The sequence below is a fragment of the Motilibacter peucedani genome, assembly GCF_003634695.1.
GTDB classification, from domain to species: domain Bacteria; phylum Actinomycetota; class Actinomycetes; order Motilibacterales; family Motilibacteraceae; genus Motilibacter; species Motilibacter peucedani.
Genome location: NZ_RBWV01000012.1, coordinates 64874 through 84063, shown reverse-complemented (window position 1 = coordinate 84063; position 19190 = coordinate 64874). Strand labels below are relative to the sequence as shown.

The window sequence follows — 19190 nt, the reverse complement described above, 5'->3', positions numbered from 1 at the left end:
TGGTGACGCCCGCGGCGGACGCCCGGGCGAGGGCGCCAGCCAAGCCGCTGCGTACGCCTCTGCGCCTCGCCCCGGCGACGGCCTGTGGACAGCCCGAGCCGCCCCTGTGGAGATCTTGACGGCCGGTCGCAAGTGGCGAAGGGTACGAAACGTCTGATCGCACGCACCTCGACGAGGAGGAGCACGTGACTCCACGCAGCACGCCCCCTGGCGGCGCACAGCCGCCCACCGACCCCGACGACCGGCCGCGGGTCTCGCGCCGGACGCTGCTGAAGGGCACGGTGGGCGGGGCGACCCTCGCCGGCGCCGGCCTGACCGGCCTCGTCGACCCGCTCACCGCGGCGGCAGCATCGACCGCGAGCGCAGGAGCGGGGAGCGGGGGCTCCGCAGCCCTCGCCGACGCGCTCGGCAGCACGGCGGTCGACCGCACCGCCACGGCGGTCACCCCCGAGATCCGCCGCAAGGTCGACGCGCTGCTGGCGCGCATGACCCTGCAGGAGAAGCTCGGGCAGCTCCAGATGCAGGGCGGCGACGTCGACGGCGCGCCCAACGACGACCTCGTCTCGCTGGCGCGCCGCGGCATGGTCGGCACGACCCTCGGCGTGCGCGGAGCTGCGAACGTCAACAAGCTCCAGCGGGCCGCGCTCGCGTCACGGCTCGGCATCCCGCTGCTGTTCGCGTTCGACGTCATCCACGGCTACCGCACGATCTTCCCGACACCGCTCGGCGAGTCGGCCAGCTGGGACCCGTCGCTGGCCCGTGCGGCGGCCCGGGTCGCCGCGGTCGAGGCGACGGCTGCGGGCATCCGCTGGACCTTCGCACCCATGGCGGACGTCACGCACGACGCGCGCTGGGGGCGCATCGTCGAGGGGGCGGGAGAGGACCCGTACCTCGGCTCGGCCTTCGCCGTCGCACGGGTGCGCGGCTTCCAGGGCAGCGACATCTCCGCGCCGCAGAACATGGCCGCGTGCGTCAAGCACTTCGCGGCCTACGGCGGCGTCGAGTCCGGCCGGGAGTACAACACCGTCGACGTGTCGGTCGAGCGGCTCTGGAACACCTACCTGCCGCCCTACCACGCGGCGGTCAACGCCGGGGTCGCCACGGTGATGACGTCGTTCAACGACATCAGCGGCGTCCCCTCGACCGGCAACCCCGAGCTGCTGCAGGACATCCTGCGCGGCCGGTGGGCGTTCGACGGCCTCGTCGTCAGCGACTACACCTCGGTGCTCGAGCTCGTGGCGCACGGGTACGCGGCGGACCCCGCCGACGCCGCCCGCCTCGCGCTGACCGCGGGCACCGACATCGAGATGGTGAGCACGACCTACCACGACAACGGCCGCGAGCTGCTGCTCTCGAAGGAGATCACGCGCAGGCAGCTGGACGACGCGGTGCGCCGCGTGCTGACGCTGAAGCACCTGACCGGCATGTTCGACCGGCCCTTCGCCACCCCGGCGCGCGAGTCGGTGCTGCTGTCGGCCGCCAACCGGGCCGTGGCGCGCAGGGCGGTCGCCGACTCGGTCGTGCTGCTCCGCAACGAGGGCGGCGCCCTGCCGCTCTCGCCGGGCATCGCGAAGATCGCGGTCATCGGCCCGCTGGCCGACTCCGGCGCCGACATGATCGGCTCGTGGTCGGGCGACGGCCGGGCCGAGGACTCGGTCACCGTGCTCGCGGGACTGAAGGCCGCGTACCCGTCGGCGACCGTGACCTACACCCAGGGCTGCGACCCGGTCGCGACCACGGCTCCGGACCTCGCGCCGGCCGTGGCGGCCGCCGCCGCCGCGGACCTCGTCGTGCTCGTGGTCGGCGAGCCGGCCGCCCTGAGCGGCGAGGCGTCGGCACGCAGCGACATCGGGCTGCCCGGTCACCAGGAGCAGCTGGTCGAGACGGTGGCGGCGGTCGGGAAGCCGTACGTCGTGGTGCTGGTGACAGGGCGCCCGCTCGCCCTCCCGTGGATCGCGGAGCACGCGCCGGCGCTGCTGGTCGCGTGGCACCCCGGCACCGAGGCGGGCAACGGCATCGCCGACGTGCTGCTCGGCAAGGTCAACCCGTCGGGCAAGCTGACCGCGGAGTTCCCGCGCGCGGTGGGCCAGCTGCCGCTCTACTACAGCCACCGCAGCACCGGCCGCCCGTTCACGGACCCGACGCAGAAGTACCAGTCTCGCTACCTCGACGTGGACAACAGCCCGCAGTTCCCCTTCGGGTTCGGCCTGTCCTACACGACGTTCGAGCTGTCGCGCCTCTCCCTCTCGCGCCGGACCATCGGTTCGGGAGGGTCGGTCACGGTGACCGCGGCGGTCAAGAACACCGGCACGAGCGCGGGGGCGGAGGTCGTGCAGCTCTACTTCCGCGACAAGGTCGCCAGCCTCACGCAGCCCGTGCGCCGGCTCGCCGGGTTCCACAAGGTGCAGCTCGCCCCGGGCCAGTCGCGGTGGGTGACCTTCACCGTGCGCGGGAGCGACCTCGGCTTCTTCGACAACGCTGCTCGCAAGCGCGTCGAGGCGGGCGAGTTCGACATCTGGGTGGGCAACAGCTCCACCGGCGGGCTGCACACCACCCTGCACCTGCGCTGAGGCGCCAGCAGGTGCCGGGCGTCGGCCGCCCGGCACCTGCGCCGTCTCACTGGCTGGTTATCCGTTGAGCCGGGCAGCGGCACGCTCCTAGCCTCCGGACCATGTCCGAGTCCAGCCCGGCTGCGCGGCCCCCCGTCCTCGCGAGGCGCCTCGCCGGCGTCGCCAGCTCGCCCGTGCGCGACCTGCTCGCACTCGTCGCGCGACCAGGGGTGATCTCCTTCGCCGGCGGGCTGCCGGCCCCCGAGCTCTTCGACACCGAGGGGATGCGTGCGGCCTACGACTCGGTGCTCTCAGGGCCGGGCGCGCGGCGGGCGCTGCAGTACGCGCCCACCGACGGCGACCCCGACCTCCGGGCGCTCGTGGCGGCCAGGATGACCGCCCGAGGCCTGCCGACCACTGCTGACCAGTTGCTCGTCACGACCGGGTCGCAGCAGGCGCTCACGCTGCTCGCGGCCGCCCTCCTCGACCCCGGTGACACCGTGGCGGTCGAGGAGCCGACCTACCTCGCTGCCCTGCAGTGCTTCTCGCTCGCCGGCGCCCGGGTGGTGCCGGTCGCCTCGGACGCGGACGGCCTGCTCCCTGACGCCCTCGCCGAGGTGGTGCGCCGCGAACGGCCCAGGTTGCTCTACGTCGTGCCGACCTTCGCCAACCCGACCGGCCGCACGCTGCCGGCAGCACGACGGGCTGCGGTCGCCGGGATCGCGGCGCGCGAGGGCCTGTGGGTCGTCGAGGACGACCCCTACGGCGAGCTGCGCTACCGCGGCGAGCCGGTGCCCGCGCTCGCGTCGCACGCCGGCGCAGAGGACGTCGTGCTGCACATGGGCAGCTTCTCCAAGATCGGGGCGCCCGGCATGCGGCTCGGCTGGCTGCGCGCGCCGGCGCGGGTGCGGCCCGCGCTGGTGGTCGGCAAGCAGGCCGCCGACCTGCACACCTCGACGGTCGACCAGGCGGCGGCCGCTGCGTACCTCGCCTCCCACGACCTCGACGCGCACGTCGCGCGCCTGTGCGCGGCCTACCGCGAGCGGCGTGACGCGCTGGTGGGAGCGCTGCCCGCGACCCTGCCGGAAGGGGCCACCTGGAGCGACCCCGACGGCGGAATGTTCGCGTGGGTGCGGCTGCCGGGCGAGGTGGACACCGCAGCGCTGCTGCCCCGGGCGCTCGAGCGCGACGTGGCCTTCGTGCCGGGAGCGCCGTTCTTCTGCGGCACACCGGACCGCGCCACCCTGCGCCTGTCGTTCACCACGCACACCACCGGCGAGATCGAGGAGGGCATGGAGCGGCTCGGGGCGGCGCTGGCGGCATGACGAGCTCAGGCGCGCTGCAGGGCGCGGGACTGCGCCACAGGCGTACCCGGCTCCCGCAGCCGCAGCGAGAGCGCCGCGACGGCGACGGCAGCGACGGCGACCAGGAGCAGCGCCGGGCGCAGGCCGACCGCCCCGGCGAGACCACCGACGACCAGCGGTCCGACGAGGAACGCCGGCCACTGGCCGAGCGTCGCGACCGAGATGCCCTCGCCCGGCGTCATCCCCGGCTGGCTGCCGGCGATGCCGTAGACCGTGGGCACGATGCAGGCCAGGCCGACGCCGGCGAGGGCGAACCCTGCGTACGCCGTCGGCAGCGTGCCCGGCCCGAGCGCGAGCAGGATGCCTGCGAGCGCGACGCACGCCGAGAGCCGCACGTAGAGCGCGCGGCCGACGCGGTGCACGACGCGGTCGCCGCACGCGCGGGTCAGCGTCATGGTCGCGGAGAAGCAGGCGTACGTCGTGGCACCCGCCGCCGCCCCCCTCCCGAGCGCGTCCGAGCTGTAGAGCGCGCTCCACTGCACGCACGTGCCCTCGGCCAGCGAGGACGCGAAGGCGACGGCGCCGAGCAGGCCGAGCTGCGGGGTGAGCCTGGCGCGCAGCGGGCGGCGCTCGTGCGCCTCGCGGACGACGTCGCCGGGCAGCCACGCCGCGCTGCGCGCCAGGAGCAGCGCCAGCACGGTGCCCGTCGTCGCCAGCTGCGCGCTGGGCGACACGTGCGCCCGCGCGGCGGCGGCACCCGCGAGGCCGCCGGCGAGCATGCCGACGCTGAAGCAGGCATGGAAGCTGGCCATGATGCGCCGGCCGTAGGCCTTCTCCACCTCGACCGCCTGGGCGTTCATCGGCGTCGAGAGCAGGTTCGCTGCGAAGCCCTGCACGAGCAGGCCGGCCACCAGGGGCAGCGGCCCGCGCGAGAGGGCGGCCAGCGGGGCGTCGACGAGCAGCACGACCGCGCCCGTGAGGGCCAGCCGACGCGGCCCGAGCCGGCCGATGACCGAGCTGACCACCACCAGCGCGAGCAGCGAGCCGGCGGTGCTCGAGATGCTCGCGTAGCCCCAGTGCCGGTCGTCGAGCCCGACGTGCGCCTTGACCGTCGGGATGCGGGCGGCCCAGCTGCCCATCGTCGAGCCCATCAGGGCGAACAGCAGGGAGACCGAGGCCCGCGCCCGGACCGGAAGCGCTTTCATGATGGCCTCAGGCTACCGGTGCCCACCCGGTGCTCCGGAGTGCCGACCCAGACGATCTAGAGTGCAGGAAGGCGACGGAGGAGGCGGTGTGAGCGGGGCGACCGACGGCGGGCGCGTGACGATCACCTCGATCGCCCGCGCCGCAGGGGTGTCAGTGCCGACGGTGTCGCGCGTCGTCAACGGCCGGGCCGACGTGTCGCCCGAGACGCGCAAGCGGGTCGAGGACCTCCTGCGCGAGCACGGCTACCGCCGCAGGCCCTCTACCCGGCCCTCCGGAGCCGGCCTCATCGACCTGGTGTTCAACGACCTCGACTCCCCCTGGGCGGTCGAGATCATCCGCGGCGTCGAGGACGTCGCCCACGGCGCAGGTGTCGGCACGGTCGTCTCGGCGGTGCACCACCGGCAGGCCTCGGCGCGCGCGTGGCTGCTCGAGGTGCGGGCCCGCGCCTCCGACGGCGTGATCCTGGTGACCTCCGACATCGAGCCCCCGCTGCACGAGGAGCTGCGCAAGCTCGACGTGCCGACCGTCGTGGTCGACCCCGCGGGCGTGCCGACCCTCGACGTCCCCACCGTCGGCGCCACGAACTGGTCGGGCGGCATGTCGGCCACCTCCCACCTGCTCGAGCTGGGCCACCGCCGCATCGGCTTCATCACCGGTCCCAAGCGCCTGCTGTGCAGCCGGGCCCGGCTCGACGGGCACCGCGCAGCGCTCGAGTCGGCGGGCGTCGCGTTCGACGAGTCGCTCGTGCGCGACGGCGACTTCTACCACGAGTCCGGCTTCCTGGGCGCGATGTCGCTGCTCTCGATGCCGGAGCCGCCGACGGCGATCTTCGCCTCGAGCGACCAGATGGCCCTCGGCGTCTACGAGGCCGTCCGGCAGCGCGGGCTGCACGTCCCCGCCGAGATCAGCGTCGTCGGGTTCGACGACCTCCCGGAGGCGCGGTGGGCGTCCCCTCCGCTCACGACCGTGCGTCAGCCGCTGGCCGAGATGGGGCTGCACGCCGCCCGCGTCCTGCTGCGCATGATCCAGGGCGAGAACATCGTCAGCCCGCGCGTCGAGCTGGCCACCGCGCTCTCGCTGCGCGAGAGCACCGCACCGCCTGCGCGCTGAGCGGGCTCACGCCTCGGGTAGGCCCGCCACCGCGCCGATGACGACGACCGCGGGCGGCCGGACGCCTTCGCGCTCGACGGTCGCGGCGAGCTCGGCGAGCGAGGTGCGTACGCTGCGCTGCCCCGGCAGCGTCCCCTGGCTCACGACCGCGGCCGGGGTGAGCGGGTCGCGCCCGCCCGCCACGAGGGCGGCGGCGATGGCGGCGAGCCGGTCGACGGCCATGAGCAGCACCAGCGTGCCGTTGAGCCGGGCGAGGGCGTCCCAGTCGACGGTCGAGCGCGGGTCGCCCGGCGCGACGTGGCCGGAGACGACGGTGAACTCCTGCGCCAGGCCGAGGTGGGTCACCGGCACCCCGCCGGCCGCGGGCGCGGCCAGCGCGCTCGTCACCCCGGGCACCACCTCCACCGGCACGCCGGCCGTGAGGCACGCCGCGCGCTCCTCGAACCCGCGGGCGAAGACGTAGGGGTCGCCGCCCTTGAGGCGCACGACCCGCTTGCCCTCGAGCGCCTTCGCCACGAGGACTGCAGTGGTCTGCTCCTGCGGCACGCTGCGACCGCCGGGCGTCTTGGAGGCGTCGATGACCTCGACACCGTCACGGAGCAGGGCCGACACGTCGGGCGCGAGCCGGTCGGCGACCACGACGTCGGCGCGGGCGAGCAGCTCCACGCCTCTCACGGTCAGCAGGCCGCGCTCGCCCGGTCCCCCGCCGACCAGGGCCACGCTTCCGACCGGCGTGGGCCGCGGGGCGGCCGGCTGGCCCGACACCGCCCGGTGCAGCGCCGCCGCGAACGACGCGTTCGTGGCCGGGCCGCGCACGGCGACCCGCACCCACTCGGGACCGAGGCCGGGAAAGGTCTCGCCACGGCGTACGGCGAACCCCTCGGCGGCCAGCCGCGCGCGCAGGTCGGTGACCGGCGTGCGGAGCAGCACGAACGACGCCCTGGCGTCCGGCACCACCCCTACGCCGGGCACACCGGCGAGCGCCCGGCAGAGCTCGTCGCGGGAGTCGGCGAGCCCGCGCGCCCAGCCGTCGGCCTCCTCCAGCGCACGGGGCGAGCTGCACGCGACGGCGGCGGCGAGGGCCGGGGTGCTCAGCGCCCACAGCGGCTGCAGCTCCGCGAGCCGCTGCACCGTGGACGCGTCGGCCAGCAGGTAGCCCACGCGCAGTCCGGCGAGCGCCCACGTCTTGGTCAGGCTGCGCACGACGACGAGGCCGGGCAGGTCGCCTCGCCCCGCCAGCGACTCCGGCTCCCCCGGCACCGCGTCGGCGAAGGCCTCGTCGACGACGACGGTGCGGCCGGGACGGCAGAGCCGCTCGAGCAGCTCGGCGGGGTGCAGCACCGAGGTCGGGTTCGTGGGGTTGCCGACGACCACGAGGTCCGCCTCGTCGGGCACCAGCGCGGCGTCGAGCACGAAGGGCGGCTCGAGCACGACCCGGTGCACCTCGTGACCGGCGGCGAGCAGCGCTGCCTCCGGCTCGGTGAACTGCGGGTGCACGACGACGGCGTGGGCGGGGCGCAGCGCCCGCGCCAGGAGCACGAACGCCTCGGCGGCGCCCGCTGTCAGCAGCACCTCCTCCGGTGCCCGGCCGTGGCGTCGCGCGACCGCCGCGCGCGCCGGGCCCGCATCGGGATAGGCGTCGATGCACGCGAGCGAGGCGACGAGCCGGTCGCGCAGCCACGGCGGCGGGCCACCGCTGCGTACGTTGACGGCGAGGTCGACCAGACCCGGCACCGCGTCGCTGTCGCCGTGGTGGCGCAGGTCCTCAGCCATGGGAGTGGCTGTGCCCCTCCCCGTGCGCGTGCCCGTGCCCGTGGCCGTGGGAGTCGCCGTGGCTGTGCGACGGGTCGTCGGGGTGGTCGTGCGGCGCCTGGGCCGCCCCGACCCGGTGTTCGTTGCCGGGCATCGCGATGCGGTAGATGCAGGTGTCGCAGTTCATGCGGATGTCGCCGACGATGGCCTCGTCGTACCTCTCGGCCACCAGGCCGGCGAGCTCGTGGCAGTCGCCGATGAGCCCTGTGACCCGGACGTCGAGCTCGGGGTGCTCGGCGGCGTAGGCCACCGACTGCTCGACGATGCGGTCGGGCAGCACGCCGTCGAAGAGGAAGTAGGGCGCCACGACGACCGTCTGCGCACCCAGCCGGCGGGCGCGCTCCATCGCCTCGGGCACCGAGGGCTGCGCCAGCGAGATGAAGGCCGTCTCGACGAAGGCGTAGCCGCGGCCCTCGTAGAGCAGCCGAGCCACCTTGGCGATCTCGGCGTTGGCGTCGGGGTCCGAGGACCCTCGGCCTACCAGCACGACGCCGACCGACTCGCGCGGGGTTCCGTCGAGCACGGCGTCGATGCGAGCCTCCATCACCTGCTGCAGCGCGGGGTGCGGGCCGAGCGGGCGGCCGTAGGCGTAGGTCAGCCCGGGGTGCCGCTCCTGCTCGCGCTGCATGGCGCCGGGGATGTCGCCCTTGCCGTGGCCCGCGGCGACGAGCACCAGCGGCACGGCGACCACGTGCCGGTGGCCTGCCTCGACCAGGGAGCCGACCGCCTCGCGCACCGGCGGCGGAGCCAGCTCGATGAACCCGCCCTCGACGTCGACGCCGCGCTCGGCGAGCCGGCGGCGCACGCGCTCGACCAGCAGCCCGAACTGCTTGACGCCGTCGTCGCTGCGGGTCCCGTGCCCGACGATGAGCAGGGGTGGGGGTGTCACGACGGCTCCTCCGTGTAGAGCAGGGCGTTGACCGCTGCCGAGGCGACGGCGGACCCGCCCTTCTCCGAGATGTTGCTGACAGCAGGCAGTCCCGACTCTCGCAGGGCTGCCTTGGACTCGACGGCTCCGACGAACCCGACGGGCAGCCCGACCACGAGGGCGGGCGCGACGTCGAGCTCGAGCAGCGCGAACAGCGCGGTGGGCGCGTTGCCGACCACCCAGACCGCGCCCGGGCCGACCTCCGCGAACGCCTGCCGGAAGCCGGCGGCTGAGCGGGTCTCGCCCTCGAGCGGCACAGCGGTGCGTATGTGGCACACGGTGGACCGGGTGGTGATGCCGGCGCCGACCATCTCGGCGTCGACGACGACAGGAGCACCGGCGCGCAGCGCCTCCCAGCCGCGGCGCAGCGACTGCTCGTCGGTGACGAGCTCCGAGAGGTACGCGGTGTCGGCGCTCGCGTGGATCACGCGCTCCACGACGGCCCGTGTGAGCGGCGGCAGGTGCGACGTGTCGACCCGCGAGCGCAGGATCGCGTAGGACTCGACCTCGATGGGGTGGACCGAGCGGGTCATGCCGGCACCAGCTCGATGGCGTCGACCGGGCAGACCTCGACGCACTCGCCGCAGCCGGAGCAGCGGCCGAGCACGACCAGCGTCCCGCCGCGCGGGACGATCGCGTGCTCGGGGCAGGTGAGCAGGCACGCGCCGCATCCTTGGCACGGCCCCACGTCGGCCTTCAGCTCTGCCACGTGTAGCCCCGTGGTGTGACGATGCGGCCGGCGACCGTGGTCGTGTTGGTGGAGCCGACTAAGACCACGGAAAACATGTCGACGTCGGCCGGGTCGAGCTCGGTCAGCGTCGTGACCAGCGTGCGCTCCCCCGGCCGGGAGGCGTTGCGCACGACGCCGACCGGGGTGGTGGGCGGCCGGTGCGCGGCAAGGATCCCCAGCGCCTTCGGCAGCTGCCAGTCGCGCTGCCGGCTGCGCGGGTTGTAGAAGACGGTGACGAAGTCGCCCTCGGCGCACGCCTGGACCCGGCGCTCGATCGCGTCCCACGGCGTGTGGAGGTCGCTCAGGCTGACGTAGGCGGCGTCGTGGCCGAGGGGCGCCCCGAGCAGCGCCGATGCGGCGAGCGCCGCGGTGATGCCGGGCACGCCGACGACGTCGATGTCGTCGCCCGCGGCGACCAGCGCCGGGGAGGCCATCGCGTAGACGCCCGCGTCGCCCGAGCCGATCAGCGCCACGGCGTGCCCGGCGCGCGCCTCGGCGACGGCACTGAGCGCGCGGGCCTCCTCGTCGCCCAGCCCGGAGGACAGCACGCGGGTGCCGGGCCGGATCAGGTCGCGCACCTGGTCGAGGTACTGGTCGAGCCCGACCACGACCGAGGCCCGGGCGAGCTCGGCGGCGGCGCGCGGAGCCATGAGGTCGCGGGCGCCGGGGCCGAGGCCGACGACGGCCAGCCGGCCGCGGGGCCGCAGTCTCGCCACCGCCACCGTCGCCATCGCGGACTTCTGCTTGGCCACGAGCAGCTCGGCGCCCGGCTCGACCAGCGCGGAGGCCTCCGCCACGCTCGGCGTGCCGACCTCGGCGAGCACGACGTCGCTCGGGTTGGGCACGTCGACGGCGGCGAGCACGTCGGCGGGGTGGACCACGAGAGACCAGCCGCGCGTACTGGCGGCTTCGACGATGCCCTGCTCGTCGGCCTTCGCCTCGACGGTCGCGAGGTGGCGCACGCTCGCCGGGCTGAGGCCGGCCGCAGCCAGCGAGGCGTCGACCAGCGACAGCACCTCGTCGGCGGTCACTCCCCTGCTGGCACCGGCCCCGACGACCAGCGACGGCGGCCGCAGCACCGCGGTCGCGGCGTCGAGCGTCACCACCCGGTCGGTCACCCGCAGGGTGACCTCCCCCGCGTCGCCCACGGTCGTCGGCAGGGCAGGCAGCGGCCAGACAGCGTCGGCCTCGAGGCGGACGGCCTCCCCGTCGAGCAGCGCGCGCGACACGCGCGCGACCGCGCCCTCGACCGGCCAGCCCAGCATGTCGAGAGCCTGCACGCGGGCGGAGTCGGTGGCGGTGGTGACGACGGGCTGTGCCAACAGGGCTCCGGACACTCGCTCGGCCAGGGCGTTGGCCCCACCGGCGTGGCCCCCCACGACGGCGACCGCCCAGCGACGGCCCTCGTCGACGCAGACCAAACCGGGGTCCTCGTCCTTGGCGCCGAGCAGCGGTGCCACCAGCCGGACCGCGGCACCGACCGCCAGGAAGGCCACGACCGACTCGCACTCGCCCCAGGCGGCGGCGAGCGCCTCACGGGCGGGCGTGTCGTAGGTGCGGGTCTCGTCGGGCCAGGCGGCGGCGAGCTCCGCGGCCGCTGCACGCCCGGCGGCCGTGACGGCGACGAGGCCGATCACGGCCGCACCCCGCTCACGACGAGGACGGGGTTCGTGGCGGCCAGCCGGGAGGACCCGTCGGGCAGGGGGGCGATGCGGGAAGCGGAGATGAGCGTTCCTTCGACGTCGTAGCCGTTGTCGTGCAGCAGGTCGCGGACGGGGGCGAGTCGGTCCAGGGCGGCGAGCGCGACGACCACGCGTGCGGGCTGCCGGGCGACGACGGCGGCGACCACCTCAGCACCGCCGCCACCGACGAAGACGGCGTCCGGGTCGGGCAGCCCGACGAGCGCCGCCGGCGCGGCGCCGGTGACGACCTGCACGTCGACGCCGTGGCGGCCGGCGTTGGTGCGGATGCGCCCGACCTGCTGCCCGTCACGCTCCACGGCCACCACGGCGGCACCGAAGCGGGCGCACTCCACGGCCACGCTGCCACTGCCGGCGCCGACGTCCCAGACGAGCGTCCCGACGGTCGGTGCGAGCCGGGGCAGGACCAGGGCGCGCACCTCAGCCTTGGTGATCATGCCGTCGCGGTGGGCGAAGTCGTCGTCGGGCAGCGCCCAGCCGGAGGGGGCCGCGGCGGGACCCGCCAGCCAGCCGCGCTCCGACGGTCCGGGCTTCACCGCCAGCACGAGCACGACGTTGGGCTCGGCCCAGTCGCGGGCGACCGGGCGCGAAGCGGAGAACTCCGTGACGCGCTCGTCGGCCGTGCCGAGCCGTTCGCCGACCACCAGCGACCTCGGCAGGCCAGACAATGCCTCTGCGAGCTCCGAAGGTCCGGCTCCCGGGCCCGTCAGCACGGCCACCTTGCCGAACGCCCGGCAGGCGTTGACCACCGGTCGGAGGTCGCGGCCGTGGGCGCTGACGACGAGTGCGTCGTCCCACGGCAGCCCCGCCCGCGCGAACGCCAGGGCCACCGACGAGACGGCGGGCACCACGGCGTACCTCAGGCTCCGCTGCTGCAGCGCGCGCACGATGCCGAAGAAGCCGGGGTCACCGCTGGCCAGCACGACGGCGTCGCCGTCGTGGCGCTCGAGCTCGTCGAGCGCCCGCTCGACGTTGCCCATCACGACGGTGCGCGCGCCAGGAGGCACCGGGAGCGCGTCGAGGTGGCGCGATCCGCCGGTGACGAACGTCGCCTTCTCCAACGTACGCAGTGCCTCCGCCGAGAGCTCGGAGCCGTCCCAGCCGATGACGGTGATCACGCCGCCCACCCCTCGACGGTGGCGGCGACGACGCGGCGACCGGTGAAGTCGACCATCGCGACCTCGGCCGCCAGCTCCTGCTCGGAGAAGCGCACGAGCACGTCGGCCACCCGACGGCACAGCTCGTCGCCGGCGGGGCGGAGCAGCCCGGCCTGCTCCCACAGCTCGTAGGCGTGGCGTGCGGTGTTGGCGGCGCCGACAGAGGCGGCGAGCTCGTCGGAGCCGCCGGCCGCTCGCGTGACGTCGGCGAGGACCTGCGGGTCGACCTTGGAGCGGGTGTAGTGCGTCATCAGCACGCCGGCCGCCAGCTTCGTCAGCTTGCCGACCATCCCGACGAAGACCACGCGACGCAAGCCGTCGGCACGGGCGCGTCGGATCGCGGCGCCGGTGAAGTCGCCGACCTCGACGAAGCAGACCTCGGGCAGCTCGGGCAGCAGCGCCATCGCGCCCTTCTCCGTGCGCCCGCCGGTCACGAGCACGAGGGTCTGCTCGCCCTGCGCCGCCATGACCGAGACGGCCTGCTCGACGCTCGCGCGCCACGACGCCGTCGAGAACGGCCGCACGATGCCGGTGGTGCCGAGGATGGAGATGCCGCCGAGGATGCCGAGGCGCGCGTTGGTGGTCTTGCGCGCCATGACCTCGCCCTCGGGCACGCTGACGACGACGCGCACGCCGTGGTCGGCCGGGTCGATCACCTCGCGGACCGCCTGCGTGATCATGGCCCGGGGCATGTCGTTGATGGCCGGCCCGCCGACGGTGAGACCGAGGCCCGGCTTGGTGACGACACCGACGCCGACCCCGCCGTCGAGCTCGAGGCCGGGCGAGGGCAGCCACGACACCGTGGCGGTCAGGTGGGCCCCGTGCGTGACGTCGGGGTCGTCGCCGGCGTCCTTGACCACGACGGCCTGCGCGCGGGCCGGCTCCACCGTGCAGGAGTCGACGGCGAAGGTGACGCGCGCACCGCTGGGCAGCGCCACCTCGACGACCTCGAGCGGCCGCTGGTCGCGCAGGGCCGTGGCCGCCGCCTTCGCCGCCGCGGACGCGCAGGTGCCCGTGGTCCAGCCGGTGCGGAGAGCGCGCGGCCGCTGCTTCGCCGTGCGCGGCAGGTCGGGCTCCCGCAGCTCGGGGCCCTCGCTCATCCCGGGCTCGTGGTGCGGCTCGACCGCAGCGCGCGGCGCGCCTCGGGGTCGGCCTTGCGGAAGCCGTGGAAGTGGCCGGGGTGGTAGAGGTGCGAGCGAGTGCCGGCCGCGCCGAGGGCGGGGCCGACGAGGAAGAGCGTGTGCTTCCACAGCTTGTGGGCCTTCACGGTCTGCTCGATCGTCTCGACGGTGCACGTCACGACGAGCTCGTCGGCCCAGGTCGCCTGGTAGGCGACGACGACGGGGGTCTCCGGGGCGTAGCCGCCCTCGAGCAGCTCGGCCTGGAGCTGGCCCGAGCGGGCCGCGCTGAGGAACACCGCCATCGTCGTGCCGTGGCGGGCGAAGTCACGCACCTCCTCGCCGGGCGGCATGGGGGTCTTGCCGCCGCCGAGGCGCGTGAGGATCACCGACTGGGCGACCTCGGGGATCGTCAGCTCGCGCTGGACGATCGCCGCGACGGCCGAGAAAGCACTGACGCCGGGGATGATCTCGGTCTCGAGGCCGAGCTCGCGGCAGCGGTCGAGCTGCTCCTGCACGGCCCCCCACAGCGACGGGTCGCCGGAGTGCACGCGCGCGACGGTCAGGCCCTCGGCCGCGGCGCGCTGGTAGATGGGGAGCACGCCCTCCATCGGCAGCTGCGCGGAGTCGACGACCTCTGCATCGGCGCGGGCGTGCTCGAGGACCTCGGCCTCGACCAGGCTGGAGGCCCAGATGACGACGTCGGCCGAGGCGATCGCCCTCGCCGCCCGGAACGTGAGCAGGTCGGCAGCGCCCGGGCCGGCTCCGACGAACACGACTCTGCCGACGCTCACAGGCTTCCTCCGCGCGAGACCCGGCGCGCCGGGGAGATGACTGTTGACAGGTAGGGGGCGGCGTCGTCGGGCACGTCGGCGAGCGGACGGATGTCCTCGCCGGCGAGGCCGAGCGCCGACCCGAACACCGCGCCCTCGCTGCGACCGGTGGCCGCGAGGACGTGGCGGACCTCGCGCAGGTGGCGCCCGCCCTTGTAGGCGACGACCGTGTCGAACGACGCGAGCGCCGCCTCGTAGGCCGAGAGACCCGCCGTGATCGGCAGCAGCGCGAGCGACTCGGTGCCCTCGCAGAGCACGGTGCCGCTGCGCGCGGCGAGGTCCTGCATCGCCGTGATGCCGGGCACGGTCTGCACCTCGAGGTCGTGCACCAGCGCGGTCACGGTCTGGGCGAGGTAGGAGAAGGTCGAGTAGACGTTGGGGTCGCCGATGGTGGCGAACGCGACGGCCGAGGCACCGGCGGCGAACGCTTGCGCCACAGCGCTTCCTGCCTCGTCCCACGCCTGCGTGCGCGCCTGGGTGACCCCGCCGCGGTCGCTGAGGGCGAAGGGCAGGCGGCGTACGCGGTCGTGCGTCACGTGCGCCCGCACCGTCGCCTCGGCGCGGCCGACGTCGTCGCCCATCACGGGCACGATCACGAGGTCGGCCGACTCGAGCACACGCACCGCCTTGACGGTGACCAGCTCCGGGTCGCCGGGGCCCATGCCGACGCCGACCAGCAGCGGGCTCACGACGCGATCCCGGCTGCGGCGGCGACGAAGCGGCGCGCGACGTGCGGCGCCCCGGCCCAGTGCAGGTGGAGGTAGGAGGCGTGCACGCCACCGCGTACGAACCCCTCGCCCGAGCCACCGGCCCACCGCCAGGCCGGCGCACCGGCGGTGCCGACGGGGGTGGGGTCGCACGCCGTGCGGTGGAACTCGTGGCCGCGCACGCGCTGGCCCTCCGAGGCCAGCACGCTGTCGGTGACGGCCACCGCGTCGCGGTAGCCGAGCGAGAGCTGGCCGGTCATGCGGGCGTCGACGTCGAGCACGCCGCACATCTGCTGCCCGTCGAGCGAGCGGGCGAGGTAGAGCAGGCCCGCGCACTCGGCGGCGATGGGCGCCCCGGTCGCCGCGAGCTCACGGACGGAGGTACGCAGTGGCACGTTGGCGGACAGCTCGGCGGCGTACATCTCGGGGAAGCCACCGCCGACCACCAGCGCCTGCACGCCCTCGGGCAGCGCCTCGTCGCGCAGCGGGTCGACGCGGACGACCTCGGCACCCGCGGCGGTGAGCAGCTCGGCGGTCTCGGCGTAGGAGAAGGTGAAGGCGGCACCGGAAGCGAGAGCCACCCGCGGTCGTCCCTCGACGCGCTCGCCGACCTCGACGCGAGCGTCCCACGCCGGAGCGTGAAGACTGCCGGCAGTGCGGGCGATGTCGAGCACGGCGTCGAGGTCGACGCAGGCGTCGACGAGCTCGCCCAGGGCGCGCACCGTGGCGACTGAGGCGGCGCTGCGCTCGGCGACGGGCACCAGCCCCAGGTGCCGCGAGGGTGCGGCGATCGCGTCGGAGCGGGGCAGCGCCCCGAGCACGGGGACACCGATCTCGTCGAGCGCCTCGCGCACGACCTGCTCGTGCCGCTCGGACGCGACCCGGTTGAGGATGACGCCGCCGATGCGCACACCGGGGTCGAAGGTCGCGAAGCCGTGCACCAGCGCGGCGACCGACCGGCCCTGCGACGAGGGGTCGACGACCAGGACGACCGGCGCGCGCAGCAGCTTGGCGACCTGCGCGGTGGAGGCGAGCTCACCGTGGCCGCTGGCGCCGTCGTAGAGGCCCATGACGCCTTCGACGACGGCGATGTCGGCGCCGGCCGCACCGTGGAGGAAGAGCGGCACGATCCGCTCCTCGCCGCACAGGAAGGCGTCGAGGTTGCGGCCCAGCCGGCCGGCGGCGAGCGCGTGGTAGCCCGGGTCGATGTAGTCGGGCCCGACCTTGTGGGGCGAGACCGCCAGGCCCCGGTGCGCGAGCGCGGCCAGGATGCCGGTGGTGACGGTGGTCTTGCCGTGCCCGCTGGCGGGAGCGGCGATGACCACGCGCGGGGTGCTCACCACTCGATCCCCCGCTGGCCCTTCTGGCCCGCGTCCATGGGGTGCTTGACCTTGGTCATCTCGACCACGAGGTCGGCGGCCTCGACGAGTCGCGGGTCGGCGTCACGACCGGTGATGACGACGTGCTGGGTGCCGGGGCGCTCCTGCAGGGTGCGGACGACGTCGTCGACGTCGACCCAGCCCCACTTCACGGGGTAGGTGAACTCGTCGAGGACGTAGAAGGAGTACGTCTGCGCCGCGAGGTCGCGCTTGACCTGCTCCCAGCCCTCGAGGGCGTCCGCGGCGTGGTCGGCCTCGGAGCCGGGGCGCTGGATCCACGACCAGCCCTCGCCCATCTTGTGCCAGGCGACCGGCCCGCCCTCGCCGGTCTGCTCGTGGACGCGGCCGAGCGCGCGCAGCGCGGACTCCTCGCCCACCTTCCACTTGGCCGACTTCACGAACTGGAAGACGCCGATCGGCCAGCCCTGGTGCCACGCGCGCAGCGCGAGCCCGAAGGCGGCGGTCGACTTGCCCTTCATCTCGCCGGTGTGCACGACCACCAGCGCGCGGTTGCGGCGCTGGCGGGTGGTGAGCCCGTCGTCGGGCACGCTCGTCGGCTGGCCCTGCGGCATCAGGCGACCCTCCTCGTGCTCGAGCGGACCGTGCTCGAGCGGACTGTGCTCGACTGGACGACGGAGACCAGTGTCTCGGCTGCCAGCTCGTCGAGCCGCAGCGCCTCGCCGCCGAGGGCCGCGGCGAGCGCGCCCGCCAGCCCCAGGCGCACCGGGCCCGACTCGCAGTCGACGACCACGCTGTGCACGCCCGCGTGGCGCAGCAGGGCGGCCGCGCGCGAGGGGTCGCCCCCCGAGGTGTGCCGTCCGTCGGTCACGACGACGAGCAGCGGGCGGCGGCGCGGGTCGCGGACCCGCTCGAGGCGCAGCAGCTCGGCCGCCTGGAGCAGCCCGGCCTGCAGCGGCGTGCGCCCGCCGGTCGGCAGCTGCTGGAGGCGGGCGGCACCAGCCTCGACCGACCAGGTCGGCGGCAGCACGGTCTCGGCAGCACTGCCGCGGAAGGTGACCACGGCGACCTTGTCGCGGCGCTGGTAGGCGTCGAGCAGCAGGCTGAGCACGGCGCCCTTCACCGCGCCCATCCGCTGGCGCGCGGCCATGGAGCCCGACGCGTCGACGCAGAAGACGACCAGGTTGGACTCGCGCCCCTCGCGCACCGACTGGCGCAGGTCGTCGCGGCGCAGCTCCAGCCCGGCACCCCGGCGCCCGCGGCCGACCTGGTGGGGGGCCGCCGCGCGCAGGGTGGCCGACAGGTGCAGGGAGCTCACGCGACCCTGCGGCGCCTCGGAGCGCACGGTGCGCCCGTCGGCGGTGCGGGCGCGCGAGCGGCGTCCCGCAGCCCCGTCGCCGAGGCCGGCGACGCGCAGCGGCTTCACCGCGTACGGCTGCGACGCCGCCACCGCTCCCCGCTCCCCCGCCGCTCCCCCCTCGCGATGATCATGAGGTTCTCCGCGCGACTCGCCGGCGTGTCCTCCTGAGTCCCCCATGATCATCTCGGTCTCGGGGGTGTCGGGGGTGCCAGAGGTGTCGGACGTGCCTGCGTCGGCGCCGGGGCCCGGCTCGGGAGCGCCGCCACCGCTGGGGCCGCCGTCGTCGTCGGGGCCCTGCTCGGGGGGCTCGGCACCCTCGGCGAGCGCGTCGTCGAGCTGCGACTCGTCGAGGCCGGGCGCGTCGAACGGATTGCGGCGCCGGCGGTGCGGCAGCGCCAGCAGGGCGGCCTGGCGCACGTCCTCGGCCACCACCTCGGTGCGGCCGTGCCACGCGGCCAGCGCGACCGCGGTGCGGGCGGTGACCAGGTCGGCGCGCAGCCCGTCGACCTCGAAGGACGCGCACACGCTGGTGACCTGGCGCAGCGCGGCGTCCGACAGCACGACCTCGGGGAGGGCGGCGCGGGCGGCCGCGATGCGGGCGGCGAGGGCGGCGTCGCCCTCGGCCCACCGGGCGGCGAACGACGCCGGGTCGGCGTCGAAGGCGAGCCGGCGGCGTACGACCTCGGCCCGCTCCCGCGGCTCCCGGCTGGCGCGCACCTCGACCGTCAGGCCGAAGCGGTCGAGCAGCTGCGGGCGCAGCTCGCCCTCCTCGGGGTTCATGGTGCCGACCAGCAGGAAGCGGGCGGCGTGGGAGACAGAGACGCCCTCGCGCTCGACGTGGGCCCGGCCCATCGCGGCGGCGTCGAGCAGCAGGTCGACCAGGTGGTCGGAGAGCAGGTTGACCTCGTCGACGTAGAGCACGCCGCGGTGGGCGTCGGCGAGCAGGCCGGGCTCGTAGGCCTTCACGCCCTGCGCGAGCGCGCGCTCGAGGTCGAGGGAGCCGACGACGCGGTCCTCGGAGGCGCCGACCGGCAGCTCGACCAGCCGCGCCTCGCGCAGGGCGACCGGGCCGTCGAGCGGGTGCGGGCCGTCGGGGCAGGAGGAGTCGGGCGCTGCGGGGTCGCAGGAGAACCGGCAGCCGGGAACGACGGCGAGCTCGGGCAGCAGCGCCGCGAGCGCCCGCACGATGGTCGACTTGGCCGTGCCCTTCTCGCCGCGCACGAGCACGCCCCCGATCGCGGGGTCGACGGCGTTGAGCAGGAGGGCCAGCCTCAGCTCGTCGAGGCCGACGACGGCCGAGAACGGGTAGCGAACGTCCACCGCGCGGTTCCTTCCCCGG

16 protein-coding genes are annotated in these 19190 nt (G+C 75.3%); 3 read left to right on the top strand and 13 right to left on the bottom strand.

Annotation, left to right across the window (positions count from 1 at the left end):
* Positions 1 to 185: 185 nt before the first annotated feature.
* Together CLV35_RS11305 and CLV35_RS11300 are read left to right on the top strand one after the other, a co-directional pair.
* Positions 186 to 2570, top strand: coding sequence for a glycoside hydrolase family 3 N-terminal domain-containing protein (locus tag CLV35_RS11305; protein ID WP_231121722.1), 2385 nt, complete (start codon positions 186 to 188; stop codon positions 2568 to 2570).
* A 101-nt stretch (positions 2571 to 2671) separates the two neighbouring features.
* Positions 2672 to 3874: an aminotransferase-like domain-containing protein gene (locus tag CLV35_RS11300; RefSeq protein ID WP_121193608.1), complete on the top strand. Its 1203-nt coding sequence runs from the start codon at positions 2672 to 2674 to the stop codon at positions 3872 to 3874.
* A gap of 5 nt (positions 3875 to 3879) precedes the next feature.
* Here the strand turns inward: CLV35_RS11300 and CLV35_RS11295 are convergent, their stop codons facing one another.
* Complete coding sequence (locus CLV35_RS11295; RefSeq protein ID WP_121193607.1) at positions 3880 to 5058, bottom strand: MFS transporter; 1179 nt, start codon at positions 5056 to 5058, stop codon at positions 3880 to 3882.
* Positions 5059 to 5146: 88 nt separating this feature from the next.
* On the opposite strand from CLV35_RS11295, the gene CLV35_RS11290 reads away from it, so the two are divergent.
* Entirely contained in the window at positions 5147 to 6169 is a 1023-nt protein-coding gene (locus CLV35_RS11290; RefSeq protein ID WP_231121721.1) for a LacI family DNA-binding transcriptional regulator, read from the top strand.
* Between the two features lie 6 nt (positions 6170 to 6175).
* Here CLV35_RS11290 and cobC read toward each other — a convergent pair whose 3' ends face one another.
* From cobC to CLV35_RS11230, 12 genes are read right to left on the bottom strand one after another with little or no spacing between them, the layout of a single operon-like run.
* Entirely contained in the window at positions 6176 to 7942 is a 1767-nt protein-coding gene (gene cobC / locus CLV35_RS20075; RefSeq protein ID WP_183061931.1) for an Rv2231c family pyridoxal phosphate-dependent protein CobC, read from the bottom strand.
* Positions 7935 to 8870, bottom strand: a complete 936-nt coding sequence (locus CLV35_RS11280; RefSeq protein ID WP_121193605.1) for a sirohydrochlorin chelatase — start codon at positions 8868 to 8870, stop codon at positions 7935 to 7937. Before CLV35_RS11280 ends, cobC begins: the two co-directional genes overlap by 8 nt.
* A complete protein-coding gene (locus CLV35_RS11275) occupies positions 8867 to 9442 on the bottom strand; it encodes a precorrin-8X methylmutase (protein ID WP_121193604.1) in 576 nt (191 codons plus the stop codon). Before CLV35_RS11275 ends, CLV35_RS11280 begins: the two co-directional genes overlap by 4 nt.
* A complete protein-coding gene (locus CLV35_RS11270) occupies positions 9439 to 9618 on the bottom strand; it encodes a 4Fe-4S dicluster domain-containing protein (protein WP_231121720.1) in 180 nt (59 codons plus the stop codon). The genes CLV35_RS11275 and CLV35_RS11270 overlap by 4 nt, the downstream gene beginning before the upstream one ends.
* Positions 9606 to 11276, bottom strand: coding sequence for a precorrin-3B C(17)-methyltransferase (cobJ, locus tag CLV35_RS11265; protein ID WP_121193603.1), 1671 nt, complete (start codon positions 11274 to 11276; stop codon positions 9606 to 9608). Before cobJ ends, CLV35_RS11270 begins: the two co-directional genes overlap by 13 nt.
* Positions 11273 to 12457, bottom strand: a complete 1185-nt coding sequence (gene cbiE / locus CLV35_RS11260) for a precorrin-6y C5,15-methyltransferase (decarboxylating) subunit CbiE (RefSeq protein WP_231121719.1) — start codon at positions 12455 to 12457, stop codon at positions 11273 to 11275. The genes cobJ and cbiE overlap by 4 nt, the downstream gene beginning before the upstream one ends.
* Positions 12454 to 13596 carry a cobalt-precorrin-5B (C(1))-methyltransferase gene (locus tag CLV35_RS11255; protein WP_121193601.1) on the bottom strand — a complete coding sequence of 381 codons (1143 nt, stop codon included), beginning with the start codon at positions 13594 to 13596 and terminating at the stop codon, positions 12454 to 12456. The genes cbiE and CLV35_RS11255 overlap by 4 nt, the downstream gene beginning before the upstream one ends.
* Positions 13593 to 14408 carry a precorrin-4 C(11)-methyltransferase gene (gene cobM, locus CLV35_RS11250; RefSeq protein ID WP_121193600.1) on the bottom strand — a complete coding sequence of 272 codons (816 nt, stop codon included), beginning with the start codon at positions 14406 to 14408 and terminating at the stop codon, positions 13593 to 13595. Before cobM ends, CLV35_RS11255 begins: the two co-directional genes overlap by 4 nt.
* Positions 14405 to 15136 (bottom strand): precorrin-2 C(20)-methyltransferase, encoded by a 732-nt coding sequence (gene cobI, locus CLV35_RS11245; protein ID WP_121193599.1) that lies wholly within the window; start codon positions 15134 to 15136, stop codon positions 14405 to 14407. Before cobI ends, cobM begins: the two co-directional genes overlap by 4 nt.
* A complete protein-coding gene (locus CLV35_RS11240; protein WP_121193598.1) occupies positions 15133 to 16497 on the bottom strand; it encodes a cobyrinate a,c-diamide synthase in 1365 nt (454 codons plus the stop codon). Before CLV35_RS11240 ends, cobI begins: the two co-directional genes overlap by 4 nt.
* Positions 16491 to 17105: a cob(I)yrinic acid a,c-diamide adenosyltransferase gene (cobO, locus tag CLV35_RS11235; RefSeq protein ID WP_121193597.1), complete on the bottom strand. Its 615-nt coding sequence runs from the start codon at positions 17103 to 17105 to the stop codon at positions 16491 to 16493. The genes CLV35_RS11240 and cobO overlap by 7 nt, the downstream gene beginning before the upstream one ends.
* A complete protein-coding gene (locus CLV35_RS11230; RefSeq protein WP_121193596.1) occupies positions 17105 to 19171 on the bottom strand; it encodes a putative cobaltochelatase in 2067 nt (688 codons plus the stop codon). Before CLV35_RS11230 ends, cobO begins: the two co-directional genes overlap by 1 nt.
* Positions 19172 to 19190: the final 19 nt, after the last annotated feature.

Excerpts from the sequence above, each read along its gene's own strand:
- cobO (WP_121193597.1), bottom strand. The coding sequence starts at position 17,105 with ATGCCGCAGGGCCAGCCGACGAGCGTGCCCGACGACGGGCTCACCACC.
- CLV35_RS11275 (WP_121193604.1), bottom strand. The coding sequence starts at position 9,442 with ATGACCCGCTCGGTCCACCCCATCGAGGTCGAGTCCTACGCGATCCTG.
- CLV35_RS11300 (WP_121193608.1), top strand. The coding sequence starts at position 2,672 with ATGTCCGAGTCCAGCCCGGCTGCGCGGCCCCCCGTCCTCGCGAGGCGC.
- cobC (WP_183061931.1), bottom strand. The coding sequence starts at position 7,942 with ATGGCTGAGGACCTGCGCCACCACGGCGACAGCGACGCGGTGCCGGGT.
- CLV35_RS11295 (WP_121193607.1), bottom strand. The coding sequence starts at position 5,058 with ATGAAAGCGCTTCCGGTCCGGGCGCGGGCCTCGGTCTCCCTGCTGTTC.
- CLV35_RS11255 (WP_121193601.1), bottom strand. The coding sequence starts at position 13,596 with ATGAGCGAGGGCCCCGAGCTGCGGGAGCCCGACCTGCCGCGCACGGCG.